This window comes from Litorisediminivivens sp. KMU-197, assembly GCF_056858395.1.
The window spans coordinates 35,312-51,603 of record NZ_JBXEQG010000003.1; the positions used below are offsets into that span (position 1 = coordinate 35,312).

A 16,292-nucleotide genomic window follows, 5' to 3' on the forward strand; every position below is an offset into this window, starting at 1 on the left:
CTCGCTTTCCCTTTCCCGAGTGTTATGTCAGAAGCAGGGACAGGATTTCCGGAGACTGCCCATGGCGAACGACCCGCTTTTCATCGTAATCGGCATTGCCCTTCTTGTGGTGGTGGCGATCCTGCTGTTCGGGATCGGCAGCTTCGCCAAGGGCGGGGACTTCAACAAGAAGTACGCCAACAAGGCGATGCGCTGGCGGATCATCGCGCAGTTCGTGGCGGTTGTGCTGATCCTGGTGTTCGTCTGGATCCGGGGGAAGGGCTGACACATGGTGGTTCTGAGCAAGATCTACACCCGCACCGGTGACAAGGGTGACACAGCGTTGGGTAATGGAAGCCGTGTGGCAAAGCATGCTTTGCGGGTCAGCGCCTATGGCACCTCGGACGAATTGAACGCGACCGTCGGTCTGGCCCGCCTGCATGCCGAGGGCGAGGCCGACGCGGCCTTGGCGCGCATCCAGAACGACCTTTTCGACCTTGGTGCGGACCTCTGCAATCCTGAGCCCGACGACGGCGTCGAGCCGGAGTATCCGCCGCTGCGAATGGTGTCGGAGCAGACCGAGCGTCTGGAAGCAGAGATCGACGCCATGAACGCGAAGCTGACCCCGCTGCGCAGCTTCATCCTGCCAGGAGGCTCCGCGCTGGCGGCGCATTTGCACCTATGCCGGACCGTCGCACGCCGCGCCGAGCGGCTGGCGGTGGAACTCGCCGGGGAAGAGAACATCAACCCGAACGCGGTGAAATACCTCAACCGCCTGTCGGACTGGTTCTTCGTGGCTAGCCGCATCGCCAACAACGACGGTCACGACGATGTGCTCTGGGTGCCCGGCGCCAACCGATAGGGCCACACTTCCGCGCCCAGAACGTGAACCGGAGCCTTGTGGACAAGGTTCGCAAGGGATCCCCGGACCAGGTCCGGGATGGAGCTCCCGAAAACCAGGGGTCGCGCTGTTTACTCCGGAACCTTGAAGGTCAGCGATGCCCAGAGCGATTCCCAGACGGGATCGCCTTCGGTCTTCGGCTCCACGGCCTGCACCACCACGGCGTCGACCAGATAGACGTGCCCCGGCACGACCGGCACCTGCACCTCGCCCGCAGCATCGGTGCGCAGCTTGGTGACCTCAACGCTGCCGTCGGGCGCCTTGGCGAACACCTCAACCTGGGCATCGGTCCGCGCCGCGCCCTCGTGCAGAACCCTGACCGGCAGACCCTCTGACAGGTCGTCGGTATAGGGGTTGGCCAGTGCCACGATTTCGGTCAGCAGTCCGACCTGCCGGTCCTGCCCGGCGCCGTCCCCCACGGCGATCAGGGCCTTGCCGTGGCGCGAATAGGCTTCACGGAAGCCAGTCGCGGGCAATCCGCGCGCGCGGTGTTCTTCAAGCAGGGCAGACCAGTCCTTGGACGCCAGGAACTTTTCGAAAATTGCCGCGTCGGAATAGGTCACTGTGGAATCCGTCGTGGCGTGTACGACGATTGCCAGACCCTCTTGCGGAGCGGTGGCATTGAGCGCGGGCTTGTCGCCGGCGCGCCCCTGCACGGTGTAGACATTGTCGCCCATGATGGCCTGGAACCGCCGGATGCGAGGCGGGAAATAGGCATAGGCCGGGCCTTCAAGGTTCTCGCCGACCCGGATGTCGGCCAGCAACTTCCCGCCCGGCGCAATCTGCCACGCACGGGCGTCGATCCAGAATTCATGCGCGATGGAAGAAGCGGGCAGGGCCATCAGGGCCAGAACGGACAGCAAATGGCGCAGCATGAAGGATCCTTTCGTCATCTGCGCTCAACCTAGCTTGCGCGCGCCGCACCGCAAGCCGGATCGGCGATCACGAAGCCTTGCGCGCGCGTTCTTCGAGCGTCTTGGCGAATTGCGCCACCCGGACCGAAAACTTCCGGGTCATCCGCCCGCGCGCCAATTTCAGGGACTGCACAAGAAGCCGCGCCGAGAGGGTCTTGGGCAGAAGGTCCGCCGTTACCGTCATCCGCGTGCGTCCCGGCGACAGGGCGGTCAGATCGACATCCAGCCGAGTCTCGAGCCCCCCAGCCTGACCCTGAAATCCCAGCACCTCCGGCGGTTGGTATTTCGACAGCAGCACGTCCGCCGTCATCGCTCGTCCGCGAAAAGTGAACCCCGCATTCCAGTGCATGCCCTGCTGCGCTTCGTTTTCTGGGGTGATCCTTCGGACCTTGATGTTGCGGCGCAGGGCCTGACGCTCCATTGCGTTGACGTCCGACAGCACGTCGAAGACCTGTTCGATCGGCGCCTCGATATCTTCCTTGGCTTCAAACTGCATGTATCTGCCCGGCCTCTTCGTGTTTCCGGCAGTGTCGCGTCAATCCAGCGTATCCGCAAGCCAGTTGCGCAACAGAAAATGTGCAATGGCGCCTTTCCGCGTGGGTTTAATCGTGGGGTGCGCACCGGCCATTGTTTCGGCCAGATCCTCGCGGCTGACCCAGAGCGCATGCTCCAATTCCACCGGGTCAAGCGTGATTTCGGTGTCCAGCGCCTCGCCCCGGCAGCCCATCATCAGCGAGGCCGGAAAGGGCCAGGGCTGCGACGCGAGATAGCTGACTGCGCCCACTGGTACCCCGGCCTCTTCCATGACCTCGCGGCGCACTGCCGCCTCCAGCGTTTCACCGGGTTCGACAAAGCCTGCGAGCAGGGAATACATGCCCTCGGGCCAGTGCGGAGAGCGCCCAAGCAGGACCGAATTTCCGTGGGTGATCAGCATGATGACAACAGGGTCGGTCCGTGGGAAGTGCTGGCCGCCGCAGTCGCGACATCGGCTTTGCCACCCGGCCAGAATGATTTCGGACTTCGATCCGCAGCGCGAACAGAAGCGGTGGCTGTCGTGCCAGCCGATGATCGCTTTGGCCGTGGCTGCAAGTTCGGCGTCGCGCGGTGAGAGCCGGGTCATGATGGCGCGCAATTCGGCAAATCCCTGATGGGCGGGCAGGGCGGGGTGGCGCTGGACCGAGCGGTCGACGAATTGCCCGAGCGTGGCGCCGTCGAGGTCCACCGGCTCCCACGCAGACAGGTTGCAGGCGAAGACCGCCGAGCCTTGATCGCGACCCAGCAGGATCAGGTCGTCATCGCCCTGCGACAGCACCTCGTGATCGAGCGGCAGGCGCACTGGCGCGTCGGTCCTTTCGTCGATCAGCACCTTACCGCGCCAGAGCGCGATCGCCCGCGCCGCCGGGTCCTGTCGTGCCAGCGTCAAGGCATCTGCGTCGCCGCGCAGCTCGGCTGCGCGGTCCAGCGCAGAGCCGCCGAAAGTCACCGTTTCCGCCAGTTTCATACGCTCGTCTCCATGGTACGGGAACGGGATTGCATGGCGGGCAGGCCCTTGCAAGCGGTGCGGGGATTGATTAGGTACCGGGTCGAGAGGTTGGCGCGGGCAAGCGCCTCGCCAACCCGGTCAGGTCCGGAAGGAAGCAGCCGTAACGAGCCCCGCTTGGGTCGTTGTCCAGCCTCTCACCAATGTCAGCTGCAAGGCAGATGACGACTCGGCAGGCGGTTCCGGACAATTCGTCACAATGTCACTGTTACCTCTGTCGCGTCACCGGATGCACTAACAGGCTAGCCTCTAAAGTCTCTCCGCCGCGAATGTATCGCATTGGTTCATGTCGCCGCTCTCGTAGCCGCGCCGGAACCAGCCCGAACGCTGTTCAGATGTGCCGTGGGTGAAGGTATGCGGGTTCGGCACCTTGCCGGCACGACGTTGCAGATAATCGTCGCCGATCCGCCGCGCCGCATTCAGTGCTTCGTCCAGATCGCCGGGCTCGAGCAGGTCTCCGACCGCCCGCGCCCACACGCCGGAAAGGCAATCTGCTTGCAATTCCAGCCGTACAGTCAATGCGTTGGCTTCGCGCTGGCTGGAGCGCTGACGCGCCTGTTGCACCTGTCCCAGAATGCCCAGCTCCTGCTGGACATGGTGCGCGACCTCATGGGCGATAACGTAGGCTGCGGCGAAATCACCACCCGCGCCCAGTTCGCGCGACATGGTGGCGAAGAACTCGGTGTCGAGATAGGCCTTTTCGTCGGCCGGGCAGTAGAACGGCCCGGTTGCGCCGCTGGCGCCGCCACAGGGCGACTGGGTGATTCCGGAATAGAGCACCATGACCGGAGGTTCGTAGGGTTGGCCGACCTGCTCGGGGAAGATCTGCGTCCAGACGTCCTCGGTGGTGGCCAGCACCTGAGACGAGAACTGCGCCGCCTTTTCCTCGGCGGCGGTCAACTCGCGCGGGGCGCTGCTGGTGGTCTGGGTCAGGCCGGTGCCCTGCAACAGCGGAGTGACGTCGATGCCGGTGAAATACCCTATGGCCAGCACGACCAGCAAACCGACACCGCCGATCCCCCCGGCCTTGGCGCCTCCGCCCATTCGGCGGCGGTCCTGGATGTTCCGGCTGAGACGGCGTCCGCTGAGGCGCATGGCATGTCCTTTCATGACTGAGGGGCAGAGGGTTCACGCCACCCTTACGGGATGTTCAACTGTCGTGAGGGGCATTGGTTCCGCCACGAGAGACCGGGGCGCCGTGACGGACCCGGGCCGTGCAACCGCTGGACCTCTGCCGTTTGACCGCATACCCTGCGCGCAACATCGAAAGGCCCCTTCATGAGCGACACGGACAAGCCCGCCTATCAGGTGCTGGCGCGGAAATACCGGCCCGAAACCTTTGCCGATCTGGTCGGCCAGGGCGCAATGGTGCGCACGCTTCAGAACGCCTTTCAGACCGGCCGCATCGCCCAGGCATTCATGATGACCGGCATCCGTGGCACCGGCAAAACGACGACGGCGCGTATCATCGCCAAGGGCATGAACTGCATTGGCCCGGACGGGCAGGGGGAACCCACCACCGAGCCTTGCGGCGTCTGCGAGCACTGCGTCGCGATCTCCGAAGGGCGTCACGTCGACGTGTTGGAAATGGACGCGGCTTCGAACACAGGTGTCGATGACATCCGTTCGACGGTGATCGATTCCGTGGCCTATGCGCCGAGTGCCGCGCGCTACAAGGTCTACATCATCGACGAAGTGCACATGCTGTCGAAATCGGCGTTCAACGCGCTTCTCAAGACGCTCGAGGAACCGCCGGCGCATGTGAAGTTCATCTTCGCCACCACCGAAATCCGCAAGGTGCCGGTGACGGTGCTGTCGCGGTGCCAGCGCTTCGACCTGCGCCGGATCGAGCCCGAGGATATGATCGGCCTGCTGCGCCGCATCGCGGGCTCCGAGGGCGCGGAAATCACCGACGAGGCGCTCGCGTTATTGACCCGTGCGGCCGAAGGCTCGGCCCGCGACGCCACCTCGCTGCTCGACCAGGCGATCAGCCATGGCGCCGGGGAAACCACTGCCGAGGAAGTCCGTGCCATGCTGGGCCTTGCCGACCGTGGCCGGGTGATGGACCTGTTCGATATGGTGATGAAGGGCGACGCGGCCTCGGCCCTGACCGAGTTGTCGGCGCAATATGCCGACGGTGCCGATCCGATGGCGGTGCTGCGCGATCTGGCCGAGGTGACGCACTGGATCTCGGTGGTCAAGATCACGCCCGACGCCGCCGAGGATCCGACCATCGCGCCGGACGAACGCGCGCGGGGCCTGCAGATGGCGGGCGACCTGCCGATGCGCGCGCTCAGCCGGATGTGGCAGATGCTGCTCAAGGCAATCGACGAGGTCTCGCTTGCGCCCAACGCGATGATGGCGGCCGAGATGGCGCTGATCCGGCTGACCCATGTCGCCGACCTGCCCAGTCCGGAAGAGCTGATCCGCAAGCTGGGCGACGCGCCAGTGCCCACTCCGCCAACGTCAGGTGGCGGTGGCCCGGGGCACGCCCAGACCACGGCACAGGGTCTGCCGCAACCCACGCATCGTGGCCCCGCCGGCCCCAGCGCCTCGGGGGGTGGCACCGTGGTCGCGCTGGCCGCCGATCAGGCCTTGGCACGCTATCCGACCTTCGAGCACGTGGTCGAGCTGATCCGCTCGAACCGTGATGTGAAGCTGCTGGTCGAGGTCGAGGCCGGCGTGCGCCTTTCCGCCTATCAGCCCGGCCGGATCGAGTTCACACCCTCCGACAGCGCGCCTCCCGATCTGGCGCAGCGTCTCGGCACCGCGCTGCAACGCTGGACCGGAAATCGCTGGGCGGTGATCCTCGTCAACGACACCGATGCCCCCACCATCGTCGAGACCCGCGATGCCGACCGTCTGGCGATCGAGGCGCAGGCGTCCGAGCATCCGCTGGTCCGCGCGGCCTTTGCAACCTTTCCGAAGGCAAAGATCACCGCGATCCACACGGCCGCCGAAGCCGCGGCGGAGGCCGAGGTCGAGGCCCTGCAGGAAGTCGAGGACGAATGGGATCCTTTCGAAGAAGAGTGACTGGCCCGACCGAAAAGCCACGACAGCGCCACAGTCGACCGATCGGGCGTTGGCCGGATCCGCGCTGAACTGTATCATCCGTGCCGGAAGGTTTGAAAGCGGGCGGCACAGTGACCATCAGAGAATGCATCCGGGCGATGAAACGGCGGGCCGTGCCGGGCTTGGCCATGCTCTTGGCGCCGTCGTTGTCCTGTCAGGCACAGGACAACGACGGCGGCTGGAGCATCGGCGTCATGGCCGGCGTGATGACGAGGAACGACCTGGCCGGGCTTGCCGGCGGCTCGGTCGATGTGACGGACAGCGGACTGGCGGGCGTGGTGCTGGCGTGGGACAGGCCGCTTGCCGTCGATCCGCGCTGGTCGCTTGGCTTCGAGTTTCAGGTCAACACCCATTTCGGCGACAACGACCTGCTGGAATTCGCCCTTCCCGTGACCATCCGCTTTTCACCCGAGCGGCCATGGTGGTCACGCATCGACAGCTACGCCTTTGGCATGGGTCTGTCGGTGACGGACGAAGTCCCATCGATCGAGGTGGAAACCTACGGCGCTTCGCAGGAGGCGCTGGTCTACCTGATGGCCGAAACTGCCTTTGACGTGGGCGGTCCCGACGACACGGTGTTCCTGCGCATTCACCACCGGTCGGACGGCTACGGCCTGTTCGAAACCGACAGCGGATCGAATGCGCTCACCATCGGTTATCGCCGGTCGTTCTGACCCGTCTTGGGGTTGTTGCGCCGCGACCCTTGCCGCCGCCGCTTGCCGTCCGTATCTAGACCCCAAGCAAGCGAACAGGAGCAAACGATGTTCAAAGGACTCGGGAATCTCGGCGACATGGCCGGGATGATGAAGAAAGCCCAGCAGATGCAGACCCGCATGGCCGAGCTTCAGGACAACCTGCACAATATCACCGTCACCGGTGAAAGCGGCGCAGGGCTGGTCAAGGCCACGGCGTCCGCAAAGGGAGAGCTGAAGGGGCTGGACATCGACCCGTCGATCTTCAACGGCGACGACAAGGAAGTAGTCGAGGACCTGATCCTCGCCGCGATCAAGGACGCTCAGGCCCGTGCCTCGCAGCGCGCGGAGGACGAGATGGGCAAGTTGACGCAAGAGATGGGCCTGCCTGCAGACATGAAGCTGCCGTTCTAGGCCGATGACCATGCGGCGCGTACTTTCGACCCTCGCGGCGGCAGTCATCGCCGCGGGGGCCGAGGCTCAGGATTGGGCCACCCGCGCCGTTTGCGACGTTCCCAAGGTTGCTGTACACGAAGAGGTCTTTGCCCCAGCGACTTTGGATGCGCTCGAGCGCGAGGCCCGGCTCATCCCGCATTCTGTGGGCCGGTTCTGGCGCCTGACCTCGCCCAAAGGGGCGGTCTCGCATCTGTGGGGCACCATGCATTCGGCCGATCCGCGTGTGCTGGACCTGCCCGACATCGTCGAACAGCGCATCGACGGCGCGCGGCTCATTGCGCTTGAGATCGACCCGATCCTGCCGTCGCGCGCGGCGTATGACGCGCAGTTTGTCCGGGACGGCTGGTATAGGAATGGTCGGCAGGCCCCGCTGGCCGAGTCCGGCATCCACCCGGAGGTGCTCGACTGGATCCGCCTGCGGACCGAAGGGCTTGGCTGGGGGCGGGACGCGCCCGAGCGGCTGACGCCCGGCGGGCTGGCCGAACTGCTGTTGTCGGACCCCTGCAACGACTTCTCTTACGGCGTGCTGCCGGTGCAGGACAGCCACATCCAGACCCTCGGCATGATCGCGGGTGCCGAGATCCTGTCTCTTGAGGACCCCGAGCGCATTCGCCAGCATCTCGATCAGCCGAAAAACGCTGACTTCGCGGTCGATTTTCTCAACGTCTACGGTGGCTACCTCGATCCTGCGTCCACATGGCAGGACCGTTCCACAGCCATGGCACTCTATCTGCGCGGCGAGGTCGGCGTCGCGATGGCGTGGGACCGGGCCCATCTGGCCGAGCTTCTGGGCGACGGCGGCGCGGCGGTGGACCGTGTCAATCGTTACCTTCTGGACGCCCGAAACCGGCAGTTCGTAGATGGCGTGCGCGAAGAGCTGGACAAGGGCGGCGTGTTGATCGCGGTTGGCAACTTCCACCTACCGGGGCAGGCTGGCATGATCGAGCTTTTACGTGACGAGGGGTTCACCGTGACTCGCATTCCACTGCACGGCGAGGTGAGGAAATGAGCTCCACCCGAGACATTGACGCGCTGATCGAACTTATGGCCAAGCTGCCGGGACTTGGCCCTCGCTCCGCCCGACGCGCCGTCCTGCACCTTATCCGCAAGCGTGCCTTGCAAATGACGCCGCTGGCCGACCTGATGACACAGGTTGCCGCGACCGCCCGTGAATGTCTGAACTGCGGCAATATCGGCACCTCGGACATCTGCGATATCTGTGAGGCAGAGAAGCGCGCCAACGGCATGATCTGCGTGGTCGAGGACGTGGCCGATCTCTGGGCGATGGAGCGTTCGGGCGTGTTCAAGGGCCGCTATCACGTGCTGGGCGGGACGCTTTCGGCACTGGACGGTGTCGGCCCCGAGGACCTGTCCATTCCGCGGCTGGTGGACAGGATCGAGACCGAGAATGTCACCGAGGTGATCCTTGCGCTCAATGCCACCATCGACGGCCAGACCACGGCGCATTACATCGCCGACCAGCTAGAGGGGCGCGTGCGCCTGACCTCGCTGGCGCAGGGCGTGCCGATCGGCGGTGAGTTGGACTACCTTGATGACGGCACGATCAGCGCGGCGTTGAATGCACGCAAAACCCTGTAGTTTGCGGCCCGCCCACGTCTCTATTCGATCCGGTAGGCAACCAGCCTGTTGCTCAGCATCATCGGTACGATGACCAGCGACTGGTCGGGCAGGTATTCGAGGTCGGCGCTGCCCATATCGAGATCAAGCAGCATCTCGGCGCTGCCGTCTTCGCCTATGCGATGAACCGCCCCCGCGATCCAGTCCGACACGATCCAATTGCCCGCGCCATCCGGCTCCAGCCCGTCAAGGTTTCCGACAGGCTCGCCCGACCCCAGCGCCGCTACCTCACCGGTCGACATGTCCACCGTCAGCAGGTGTCCCGGGGTCTCGGTTGTGAAATTGTCCTGCAGGCCAATACCCCATGCGGCCACGATCAACCTGCCGTCGCGTATGTTGAGGCCGTTGGGATGCTGCAGTACCTCGCCTTCGGCAAGGACGGACAATTCGCCGTCGGCAAGCACGTGAATCCGCTGCGCAATCATGTCCGAGACATAGACCCGCCCGTCTCCGTCTATCGCTGTGTCATTCAGGAAAATGGCTCCCTCGACCGGCCATGTTTCGGCGTTCTCGCCGCTGTCGATGTCGATGGACACCAGCCGGTCAATGTCGCTGACGTACAGAGTGGTCCCGTCGCTTACCAGCCCCTTCGGTGCGTCCAGTCCGGTGATCCATTGCGCCTCGGCAAGCTCTCCGGTCGGGCTGACCCGCGAGATATATCCATTGCCATCCTTGCCGGTTGCTTCCCCGTTGATGTTCGACACGAAAAGGATGTCGCGAGCGGCGTCGTAGTAAACGCTTTCAGGGGTTTCCAGACCTTCCATCGTCCAGATCGGCTCTTGCGCCGGCAAGGCCGAGCCGATGACTGCGGCCACGGCCGCGCCACCAAGAGTAATGTTTCGCATGTCAATTCTCCCTGTAAATGTGCACACACAGTCTGAACTCAATTGACCCTACGTCAACATTAATTCCGCAGGCGGCGGCCGTGATGTCATGATGGCTGTCGTGCGCCTCTGGACGCGCGCGGGATGCGGTCTGTGGACAATCGCAAATGTCCCCATTTCGTGCTAAAATCCCGCCCATCGCTGGGGCCGTGAATCGGCTGCTCAAGTGCCTCCCAAATTCCTTCACGCTCCGCTGCGGTGTGGGCTTTCGACAAGCCCTGTTTTGGATGGAGGATAGAATGAAAATTCTCATCATGGCCGCTACGGCGGCGGGGCTTCTTTACGGAACTGCGGCAGCTCAGGACGCGCCGGATTTCATGAAGAACACCTATCCCGATTATGCGCTCGGTCACGCGCTCGGCCTGCTCGGCGCGCTTGAAGGCGAAGAGGCCGCCATAGACGGCAAATCCATGCAGTTGATCCAGCTTGGCGTGGCTGCTCAGATCCCGTGTGAATACTGCATCTACTACCACACGAGAGCGGCAAAGGCCGCCGGCGCGACGGACCTCGAAATCAAGGCGGCCATCGCCGCCGCCGCGGATGTACGGCTGTGGAGCACCGTCCTGAACGGCACCGCATATGATTTCGAGACTTTCAAGGCCGAGGTCGATACGCTAATCCCGTCCAACTGAATGACACGTGTCGCGCGTCATGGGCGCGCGACGCCCAAGTCCGTCCACACCCCCCGGCGGCTTGAACGCATTCAGTTTTGTATATATGTCTGGGGCGCAGGCAAGGCACAGTGTCAAGCTTCAAGGCGCCCCTTTGGTGCGGCCGCGATCAGGAGAGCAGCATGACCGAATATCCCGTGACCATGGACGTCACCCCCGAGGTTCAGGCCTTCTTCGACGAGGCCACCAACACGATCTCCTACATCGTCATCGATCCGGCCTCCGACGCCTGCGCCATCATCGATTCGGTGATGGACATCGACTATGCCGCCGGTCGCATCACCTATGACCACGCCAACGCGATGATCCGCGTGATCGAAGACCGCGGGCTCAAGCTGGAGTGGATCATCGAGACCCACGTCCATGCCGATCACCTGTCGGCGGCGCCCTACATCCAGCAGAAGCTGGGCGGCAAGATCGGCATCGGGTCGAAAATCATGGTGATCCAGGACACCTTCGGTAAGATCTTCAACGAAGGCACGGAATTCCAGCGCGACGGATCGCAGTTCGACAGGCTGTTCGAAGACGGCGACACCTATCGGATCGGCACGCTCGAGGCCTTCGTGATCTACACGCCCGGGCACACGCCCGCCTGCATGACCCATGTGATCGGAAATGCGGCCTTTGTCGGGGACACCTTGTTCATGCCTGACGGCGGCTCGGCCCGCGCGGATTTCCCGGGTGGCGACGCCGGCCAGTTGTACGATTCGATCCAGAAAGTACTGGCGCTGCCGGACGACATGCGCCTGTTCATGTGCCACGACTATGGGCCGAACGGGCGCGACATCCAATGGGAAACCACGGTCGCTGAAGAGAAGGCGCACAACATTCACGTCGGCGCAGGCAAGACCCGCGAGGATTTCATCACCTTCCGCACCGAGCGCGACGCACAACTGGCGATGCCACGGCTGATCATCCCGTCGCTTCAGGTCAACATGCGCGCCGGCGAAGTGCCGCGTGATCCTGACGGCAACCCGGTGCTGAAAGTCCCTCTGAACGGCCTGTGACGCCGCCGCCGCTGCGGTACGTCACACCCCAGCGGGATCGCGCCCGACATGGCGCGGCGCCACGGCCATGGTCTTGACCACGGCGTGACAGCGTTGCCCCTCAGCCAGCCCCATGGCTTGCACCGACCGCTGGGTGATCCGCGCGAGAAGGCGCTCGGAGCCGATCCTCAGCGTCACCATCGCCCCCGGTCCGTCGCCGGGCAGGATGGTCTCGACCTCACCGGCGATGACGTTGAGCGCCGACATCTCGCGCGGCGGATCGCGCGACAGGATCACGTCATGCGCCATGATCCGCACCCGTACCACGTCGCCGACCTCACCCGCCACGCGCGGCAGCCAGAGCGGCCCAGCGACGCCGTCAAGCCGCGTCAGCCCGTCGTCCTCATGCTCCGCGATCCGCGTGGTCAGAGTTGCCCCGGCCTCGCGCAGGCCCATGCCTCGCAGCGCGCGGGGGTCGGTCAGCACATCCTCGGCCGAACCTTCGCGGACCACCCTGCCGTGGTCGATCATCACGATTGTGTCGGCCAGCCTGCGGGCCTCTTCCATGTCGTGCGTGACCAGCACGACCGGCATTTCGAGATGGGCACGCAGCCGGGAAATCTCGGCCTGCAATGCGTCGCGCGTCGCTTGGTCCACCGCCGAAAAAGGCTCGTCCAGCAACAGCACCTTCGGCTCGCGGGCCAGTGCCCGGGCCACCGCCACGCGCTGTTGCTGCCCGCCGGACAATTCTGCCGGCCGGCGTGCGTCCAGCCCATCCAGATGCACCATCGCCAGCAATTCCCGCGCACGGCTTCGGTCTGCCCCGCCCGCCATGACGTTGCCAAGCGTGGTCATCTGAGGAAAGAGCGCATAGGACTGGAACACCACGCCGACGCGCCGCCGGTGCGTTGGCAAGTCGATGCCTCTTTCGGTATCGAGCCAGGTCTCGCCCGCCGCCGCCACTCGACCCTCGGCCGGATGCAAAAGCCCGGCCACGCTGCGCAGAATGCTGGATTTCCCGGCGCCCGACGGGCCGACCAAGGCCAGCAGCTCGCCCGGCGCGACGGCGAAGCTCACGTCCAGCGGGATCGGTACGTGCGCCCTGACCATGACCTTCAGCGTCATCAGGAGAGCCTCCTGCCGGCACGGGACGACAGCCAGAAGGTCACTGCGATGGTCACCAGCGAGATTGCCAGCAGCACGCCCGACATCTGCGCAGCGCCGGCCATGTCGAAAGCCTGCACCCGGTCGTAGATGGCGATGGCGACGGTGCGGGTCTCGCCGGGGATCGAACCGCCGACCATCAGCACGATGCCGAATTCGCCCAGCGTGTGCGCGAAGGTCAGGACCATGCCGGTCAGCACGCCCGGCCAGGCCAGTGGCAGTTCGACCCGGCGCAGCGCGGTCATCTGCGACATGCCACAACAGGCAGCGGCCTCACGGACCTGGACCGGCACCGCCTCGAAGCCGCGCTGGGCGGGCTGGATCGCGAAGGGCAGGTTGAACAGCACCGAGGCCGCCACCAGACCCTCGAAGCTGAACACCAGAGGCCCGCCCCACAGCCAATCCCAGGCTTGCCCGACCGGGCTGCCGGCACCAAAGGCCACCAGCAGGTAGAATCCCAGCACCGTCGGCGGCAGTACCAGGGGCAGGATCACCAGCGCCTCGACCGCGCCCTTGCCGGTGAACTTGTGATAGGCAAGGAAGCGGCCCAGAAACACCGCTACGGGCAACAACACCGCCACCGTCCAGCCCGCCAGATGCAACGACAGCCACAATGCCTGCCAGTCCATCACGCGGGGTCCGGGGCCGTAAAGCCGTGATCGGCGAAGATCGCCAGCGCCGCCGGGGTCTGCAGGAAGGCGTGAAACGCGCGCGCGGTCTCGCCGGCGGTCGCGGTCAGAGCCATGCGCTGGTTCAGCGGTGCGTGCCAGCTTTCGTCGATCAGGGTCGACCGCGCCTCGGCGGCGACCGGCCCGGCCCGTGCCAGAGACGCCGCCACCAGGCCGCCATCGGCATTTCCGGACACCGCGAATTGCGCGGCCTGACTGACGTTCTCGGCGAGCAACATAAAGGGCTGCAATCCTTCCCAGAGCCCGCGATGGATCAGGGCATCGCGGGCCGCCATGCCGTAAGGCGCGTGCTCCGGCGTGGCGATGGCAAAGCGCCGTAGGGTCCCGGCGGTGATCTCGGCGGCCAGCCCGTCAAGGGCCGGATCGACCGGCAACCTGCCGGCATCCGGCGCAATGAGGGCCAGCCGTCCACGGGCATAGATCATGCCCGCGTCCGGAAGCGGCCCGTCTTCGGCCAGCGCCTGCACATAGGCCTCGTCCGCGGAAAGGAACATCTCGAAGGGCGCGCCATGAAGGATCTGCTGCGCCAATGTACCGGACGATCCGAAGGCCACCCGGAGCGGCGCACCGCCGGCAGCCGCAAAACCCGCCAGCAGCGGATCCATGACGAAACGCAGCGAGGCAGCGGCGGCGATCACCGGCACGGTCTGGGCCGAGGCGGGCAGGGCCAGAGCGGCGGCGGTGAAGGCCAGGAAATGACGGCGGGGCAGGGACATTGCTTGGCTTTCGACGTTGCGGTCAAAGTCTATCCGCGCGTGCAGGCGATTGCCATGGGGCGCGCGCATGGTCCCGCGACAGTGATTGGCAGAGATGCCCATCCGGCGGAAACGCGGTTGCCAACCGCAATTATTTCAAATATCCATGAAATATGGAAGCGGACCTGACAGAAAAGCTCGCGGTGCTCAGCCATCCCCAACGATTGGGCCTCTTTCGCCTGCTCGTCCGGCGCGCGCCCGACGCCTTGTCGGCCGGTGAGATCGCCGAGGTCAGGGGGCTCAAGGCCTCGACCGCCTCGGTCTATCTCTCTGCGCTGAATCGTTCTGGGCTAATAACCCAAGAGCGGCGCGGCACGTCGCTGCTTTACAGCCTGAACACCCATGGGGCACAGGCGATGATGTCTGACCTCTTTCTGAATTGCTGCCAGGGCCGCCCGGAGCTGTGCCCACCGCTCGCTGGTGTGAGCAACCAAGGCCGCACCACGGGGGGCCGCACGTTCAACGTCCTGTTCGTCTGCACCGGGAATTCCGCCCGGTCGATCCTTGCAGAAGCGCTCTTGCGCGACCTCGGCGGCGGTCGCTTCAACGCCTATTCCGCCGGCACCCGCCCGCAGTCCAAGCTGAACCCGCTGGCGGTCGAGATTCTGGCCTCGGAGGGATTGGCGACCGCGCGGCTGCGCGCCAAGACCGTGTCGGAGTTCCGGAGCGAGGCCGCGCCGAAGTTCGATTTCGTCTTCACCGTCTGCGACCGCGCCGCGAACGAGGAGTGCCCCGCTTGGCAGGGCCAGCCGATTAGCGCCCATTGGGGCCTGCCCGACCCGGCAAGGGCCACCGGCACCGAGGCCGACAAACGCAGCGCCTTCCGGCAGATCTTCGCAATCATGCGCCGCCGGGTCGCGGCCTTCACCGCCTTGCCACTGGACACGCTGGACCGGATTGAACTGCAGCAAGAGGTCGACCGGATCGGCCGCGAGAAGGAAATCGAATGACCACCTATGCACTGAACGGGTTGGGCCGCATGGGCAAGCTGGCGCTGCGGCCACTATTGGAGCGCGGCGCGACGATTGCCTGGATCAACGACTCTGTCGGCGACCCCGCGATGCACGCCCATCTATTGGAGTTCGATACCGTTCACGGACGCTGGCCAGCGGCGTTCACCTCGGACGACGACAGCCTCAGCATCGATGGCATTCGCATCCCATGCCACCGAAAGCGCGACATTGGCGACCTTCCCTTGGACGGTGTCGACGTGGTGATCGACTGTACCGGCGCGTTCAAGGCCGCCGCAACGATCCAGCCCTACTTCGATGCCGGGGTGAAGAAGGTCGTGGTCTCCGCACCGGTCAAGGACGAGGGTGTCGCCAATCTTGTCTACGGTGTGAACCATGATGCCTATGACTCGGACAGCCACCATATCGTTACCGCCGCCAGTTGCACCACCAACTGCCTCGCGCCGGTGGTCAAGGTGATCCACGAAAACCTGCGCATTAGGCACGGCTCCATCACCACCATACACGACGTGACCAACACCCAGACCATCGTCGACCGCCCCGCCAAGGACCTGCGTCGCGCCCGTTCGGCGCTGAACTCGCTGATCCCGACGACCACCGGCTCGGCCACCGCGATCACGTTGATCTATCCCGAGTTGATCGGCAAGCTTGACGGCCACGCGGTGCGGGTGCCGCTGCTCAATGCCTCGCTGACGGATTGTGTCTTCGAAGTCGACCAGGCGACCACCGCAGAGGAGGTGAACGCGCTCTTCGCCGCTGCCGCCGCCGGGCCGCTGAAGGGCATCCTCGGCTATGAGACACGGCCTCTGGTGTCCTGCGATTACACCAATGATCCGCGTTCGGCTATTATCGACGCGCCCTCGACCATGGTGGTCAACAGGACGCAGGTGAAGGTCTATGCCTGGTACGACAACGAATGGGGGTATGCCAATCGGCTGGTGGATGTAGCAATTATGGTCGGAAACAGCCTCTGAGGAACC

19 protein-coding genes and 1 other RNA gene are annotated in these 16,292 nt (G+C 64.8%); 12 read left to right on the top strand and 8 right to left on the bottom strand.

The genetic code is table 11. The annotated features are described in order from the left end of the window. Positions 1–61 precede the first annotated feature (61 nt). Together AC04PT_RS08000 and AC04PT_RS08005 are read left to right on the top strand one after the other, a co-directional pair. Entirely contained in the window at positions 62–265 is a 204-nt protein-coding gene (locus AC04PT_RS08000) for a twin transmembrane helix small protein (RefSeq protein WP_482873126.1), read from the top strand. 3 nt (positions 266–268) lie between these two features. Next, on the top strand, positions 269–841 hold the full coding sequence (locus AC04PT_RS08005) for a cob(I)yrinic acid a,c-diamide adenosyltransferase (RefSeq protein WP_482873127.1): 573 nt from the start codon (positions 269–271) through the stop codon (positions 839–841). A 110-nt stretch (positions 842–951) separates the two neighbouring features. Here AC04PT_RS08005 and AC04PT_RS08010 read toward each other — a convergent pair whose 3' ends face one another. From AC04PT_RS08010 to nudC, 3 genes are read right to left on the bottom strand one after another with little or no spacing between them, the layout of a single operon-like run. Next, complete coding sequence (locus AC04PT_RS08010; RefSeq protein ID WP_482873128.1) at positions 952–1,773, bottom strand: DUF4198 domain-containing protein; 822 nt, start codon at positions 1,771–1,773, stop codon at positions 952–954. Between the two features lie 49 nt (positions 1,774–1,822). Next, complete coding sequence (locus AC04PT_RS08015; protein ID WP_482873129.1) at positions 1,823–2,290, bottom strand: SRPBCC family protein; 468 nt, start codon at positions 2,288–2,290, stop codon at positions 1,823–1,825. 39 nt (positions 2,291–2,329) lie between these two features. Beyond that, the gene (gene nudC, locus AC04PT_RS08020) at positions 2,330–3,295 is read right to left on the bottom strand and encodes an NAD(+) diphosphatase (RefSeq protein WP_482873130.1); all 966 of its coding nucleotides are present in this window, start codon (positions 3,293–3,295) and stop codon (positions 2,330–2,332) included. An 84-nt stretch (positions 3,296–3,379) separates the two neighbouring features. Between nudC and ffs the strand changes: the two genes are divergently transcribed. Next, positions 3,380–3,476: signal recognition particle sRNA small type (gene ffs / locus AC04PT_RS08025), an RNA gene on the top strand. A gap of 107 nt (positions 3,477–3,583) precedes the next feature. Here the strand turns inward: ffs and ypfJ are convergent. Then, positions 3,584–4,429 carry a KPN_02809 family neutral zinc metallopeptidase gene (gene ypfJ / locus AC04PT_RS08030; RefSeq protein ID WP_482873131.1) on the bottom strand — a complete coding sequence of 282 codons (846 nt, stop codon included), beginning with the start codon at positions 4,427–4,429 and terminating at the stop codon, positions 3,584–3,586. 183 nt (positions 4,430–4,612) lie between these two features. Here ypfJ and AC04PT_RS08035 point away from each other — a divergent pair, with 183 nt between their 5' ends. The 5 genes from AC04PT_RS08035 to recR all read left to right on the top strand — a co-directional run bounded on the left by AC04PT_RS08035 (position 4,613) and on the right by recR (position 9,153). Beyond that, complete coding sequence (locus AC04PT_RS08035) at positions 4,613–6,367, top strand: DNA polymerase III subunit gamma/tau (protein ID WP_482873132.1); 1,755 nt, start codon at positions 4,613–4,615, stop codon at positions 6,365–6,367. A gap of 110 nt (positions 6,368–6,477) precedes the next feature. Next, positions 6,478–7,080 (top strand): hypothetical protein, encoded by a 603-nt coding sequence (locus AC04PT_RS08040; protein WP_482873133.1) that lies wholly within the window; start codon positions 6,478–6,480, stop codon positions 7,078–7,080. A gap of 87 nt (positions 7,081–7,167) precedes the next feature. After that, positions 7,168–7,512: a YbaB/EbfC family nucleoid-associated protein gene (locus tag AC04PT_RS08045; protein WP_482873134.1), complete on the top strand. Its 345-nt coding sequence runs from the start codon at positions 7,168–7,170 to the stop codon at positions 7,510–7,512. A 10-nt stretch (positions 7,513–7,522) separates the two neighbouring features. Then, positions 7,523–8,563, top strand: a complete 1,041-nt coding sequence (locus AC04PT_RS08050; protein ID WP_482873135.1) for a TraB/GumN family protein — start codon at positions 7,523–7,525, stop codon at positions 8,561–8,563. Then, a complete protein-coding gene (gene recR, locus AC04PT_RS08055; RefSeq protein ID WP_482873136.1) occupies positions 8,560–9,153 on the top strand; it encodes a recombination mediator RecR in 594 nt (197 codons plus the stop codon). The genes AC04PT_RS08050 and recR overlap by 4 nt, the downstream gene beginning before the upstream one ends. 20 nt (positions 9,154–9,173) lie before the next feature. On the opposite strand, the gene AC04PT_RS08060 is transcribed toward recR, so the two are convergent. Next, positions 9,174–10,037 (bottom strand): SMP-30/gluconolactonase/LRE family protein, encoded by an 864-nt coding sequence (locus tag AC04PT_RS08060; RefSeq protein ID WP_482873137.1) that lies wholly within the window; start codon positions 10,035–10,037, stop codon positions 9,174–9,176. 278 nt (positions 10,038–10,315) lie between these two features. Between AC04PT_RS08060 and AC04PT_RS08065 the strand changes: the two genes are divergently transcribed. Next, positions 10,316–10,708 (top strand): carboxymuconolactone decarboxylase family protein, encoded by a 393-nt coding sequence (locus tag AC04PT_RS08065; protein WP_482873138.1) that lies wholly within the window; start codon positions 10,316–10,318, stop codon positions 10,706–10,708. Positions 10,709–10,869: 161 nt separating this feature from the next. Next, positions 10,870–11,754, top strand: a complete 885-nt coding sequence (locus AC04PT_RS08070; protein ID WP_482873139.1) for an MBL fold metallo-hydrolase — start codon at positions 10,870–10,872, stop codon at positions 11,752–11,754. Between the two features lie 21 nt (positions 11,755–11,775). Here the strand turns inward: AC04PT_RS08070 and AC04PT_RS08075 are convergent, their stop codons facing one another. Genes AC04PT_RS08075 through modA form a run of 3 tightly spaced genes read right to left on the bottom strand, consistent with a single transcriptional unit; the run spans position 11,776 to position 14,371 of the window. Beyond that, positions 11,776–12,858 carry a molybdenum ABC transporter ATP-binding protein gene (locus tag AC04PT_RS08075; RefSeq protein WP_482873140.1) on the bottom strand — a complete coding sequence of 361 codons (1,083 nt, stop codon included), beginning with the start codon at positions 12,856–12,858 and terminating at the stop codon, positions 11,776–11,778. Beyond that, positions 12,858–13,526, bottom strand: coding sequence for a molybdate ABC transporter permease subunit (modB, locus tag AC04PT_RS08080; protein ID WP_482873141.1), 669 nt, complete (start codon positions 13,524–13,526; stop codon positions 12,858–12,860). The genes AC04PT_RS08075 and modB overlap by 1 nt, the downstream gene beginning before the upstream one ends. Continuing rightward, a complete protein-coding gene (gene modA, locus AC04PT_RS08085; RefSeq protein WP_482873142.1) occupies positions 13,526–14,371 on the bottom strand; it encodes a molybdate ABC transporter substrate-binding protein in 846 nt (281 codons plus the stop codon). Before modA ends, modB begins: the two co-directional genes overlap by 1 nt. An 83-nt stretch (positions 14,372–14,454) precedes the next feature. On the opposite strand from modA, the gene AC04PT_RS08090 reads away from it, so the two are divergent. After that, positions 14,455–15,291 (top strand): arsenate reductase/protein-tyrosine-phosphatase family protein, encoded by an 837-nt coding sequence (locus tag AC04PT_RS08090; RefSeq protein WP_482873143.1) that lies wholly within the window; start codon positions 14,455–14,457, stop codon positions 15,289–15,291. Further along, entirely contained in the window at positions 15,288–16,286 is a 999-nt protein-coding gene (locus tag AC04PT_RS08095) for an ArsJ-associated glyceraldehyde-3-phosphate dehydrogenase (protein WP_482873144.1), read from the top strand. Before AC04PT_RS08090 ends, AC04PT_RS08095 begins: the two co-directional genes overlap by 4 nt. The last annotated feature ends 6 nt before the right edge of the window (positions 16,287–16,292 follow it).

Excerpts from the sequence above, each read along its gene's own strand:
- AC04PT_RS08005 (WP_482873127.1), top strand. The coding sequence starts at position 269 with ATGGTGGTTCTGAGCAAGATCTACACCCGCACCGGTGACAAGGGTGAC.
- AC04PT_RS08060 (WP_482873137.1), bottom strand. The coding sequence starts at position 10,037 with ATGCGAAACATTACTCTTGGTGGCGCGGCCGTGGCCGCAGTCATCGGC.
- ypfJ (WP_482873131.1), bottom strand. The coding sequence starts at position 4,429 with ATGCGCCTCAGCGGACGCCGTCTCAGCCGGAACATCCAGGACCGCCGC.
- AC04PT_RS08090 (WP_482873143.1), top strand. The coding sequence starts at position 14,455 with ATGGAAGCGGACCTGACAGAAAAGCTCGCGGTGCTCAGCCATCCCCAA.
- AC04PT_RS08065 (WP_482873138.1), top strand. The coding sequence starts at position 10,316 with ATGAAAATTCTCATCATGGCCGCTACGGCGGCGGGGCTTCTTTACGGA.
- AC04PT_RS08015 (WP_482873129.1), bottom strand. The coding sequence starts at position 2,290 with ATGCAGTTTGAAGCCAAGGAAGATATCGAGGCGCCGATCGAACAGGTC.
- AC04PT_RS08000 (WP_482873126.1), top strand. The coding sequence starts at position 62 with ATGGCGAACGACCCGCTTTTCATCGTAATCGGCATTGCCCTTCTTGTG.
- AC04PT_RS08010 (WP_482873128.1), bottom strand. The coding sequence starts at position 1,773 with ATGACGAAAGGATCCTTCATGCTGCGCCATTTGCTGTCCGTTCTGGCC.
- AC04PT_RS08075 (WP_482873140.1), bottom strand. The coding sequence starts at position 12,858 with ATGACGCTGAAGGTCATGGTCAGGGCGCACGTACCGATCCCGCTGGAC.
- recR (WP_482873136.1), top strand. The coding sequence starts at position 8,560 with ATGAGCTCCACCCGAGACATTGACGCGCTGATCGAACTTATGGCCAAG.
- modB (WP_482873141.1), bottom strand. The coding sequence starts at position 13,526 with ATGGACTGGCAGGCATTGTGGCTGTCGTTGCATCTGGCGGGCTGGACG.
- AC04PT_RS08070 (WP_482873139.1), top strand. The coding sequence starts at position 10,870 with ATGACCGAATATCCCGTGACCATGGACGTCACCCCCGAGGTTCAGGCC.
- nudC (WP_482873130.1), bottom strand. The coding sequence starts at position 3,295 with ATGAAACTGGCGGAAACGGTGACTTTCGGCGGCTCTGCGCTGGACCGC.
- AC04PT_RS08035 (WP_482873132.1), top strand. The coding sequence starts at position 4,613 with ATGAGCGACACGGACAAGCCCGCCTATCAGGTGCTGGCGCGGAAATAC.
- AC04PT_RS08045 (WP_482873134.1), top strand. The coding sequence starts at position 7,168 with ATGTTCAAAGGACTCGGGAATCTCGGCGACATGGCCGGGATGATGAAG.
- modA (WP_482873142.1), bottom strand. The coding sequence starts at position 14,371 with ATGCGCGCGCCCCATGGCAATCGCCTGCACGCGCGGATAGACTTTGAC.
- AC04PT_RS08095 (WP_482873144.1), top strand. The coding sequence starts at position 15,288 with ATGACCACCTATGCACTGAACGGGTTGGGCCGCATGGGCAAGCTGGCG.
- AC04PT_RS08050 (WP_482873135.1), top strand. The coding sequence starts at position 7,523 with ATGCGGCGCGTACTTTCGACCCTCGCGGCGGCAGTCATCGCCGCGGGG.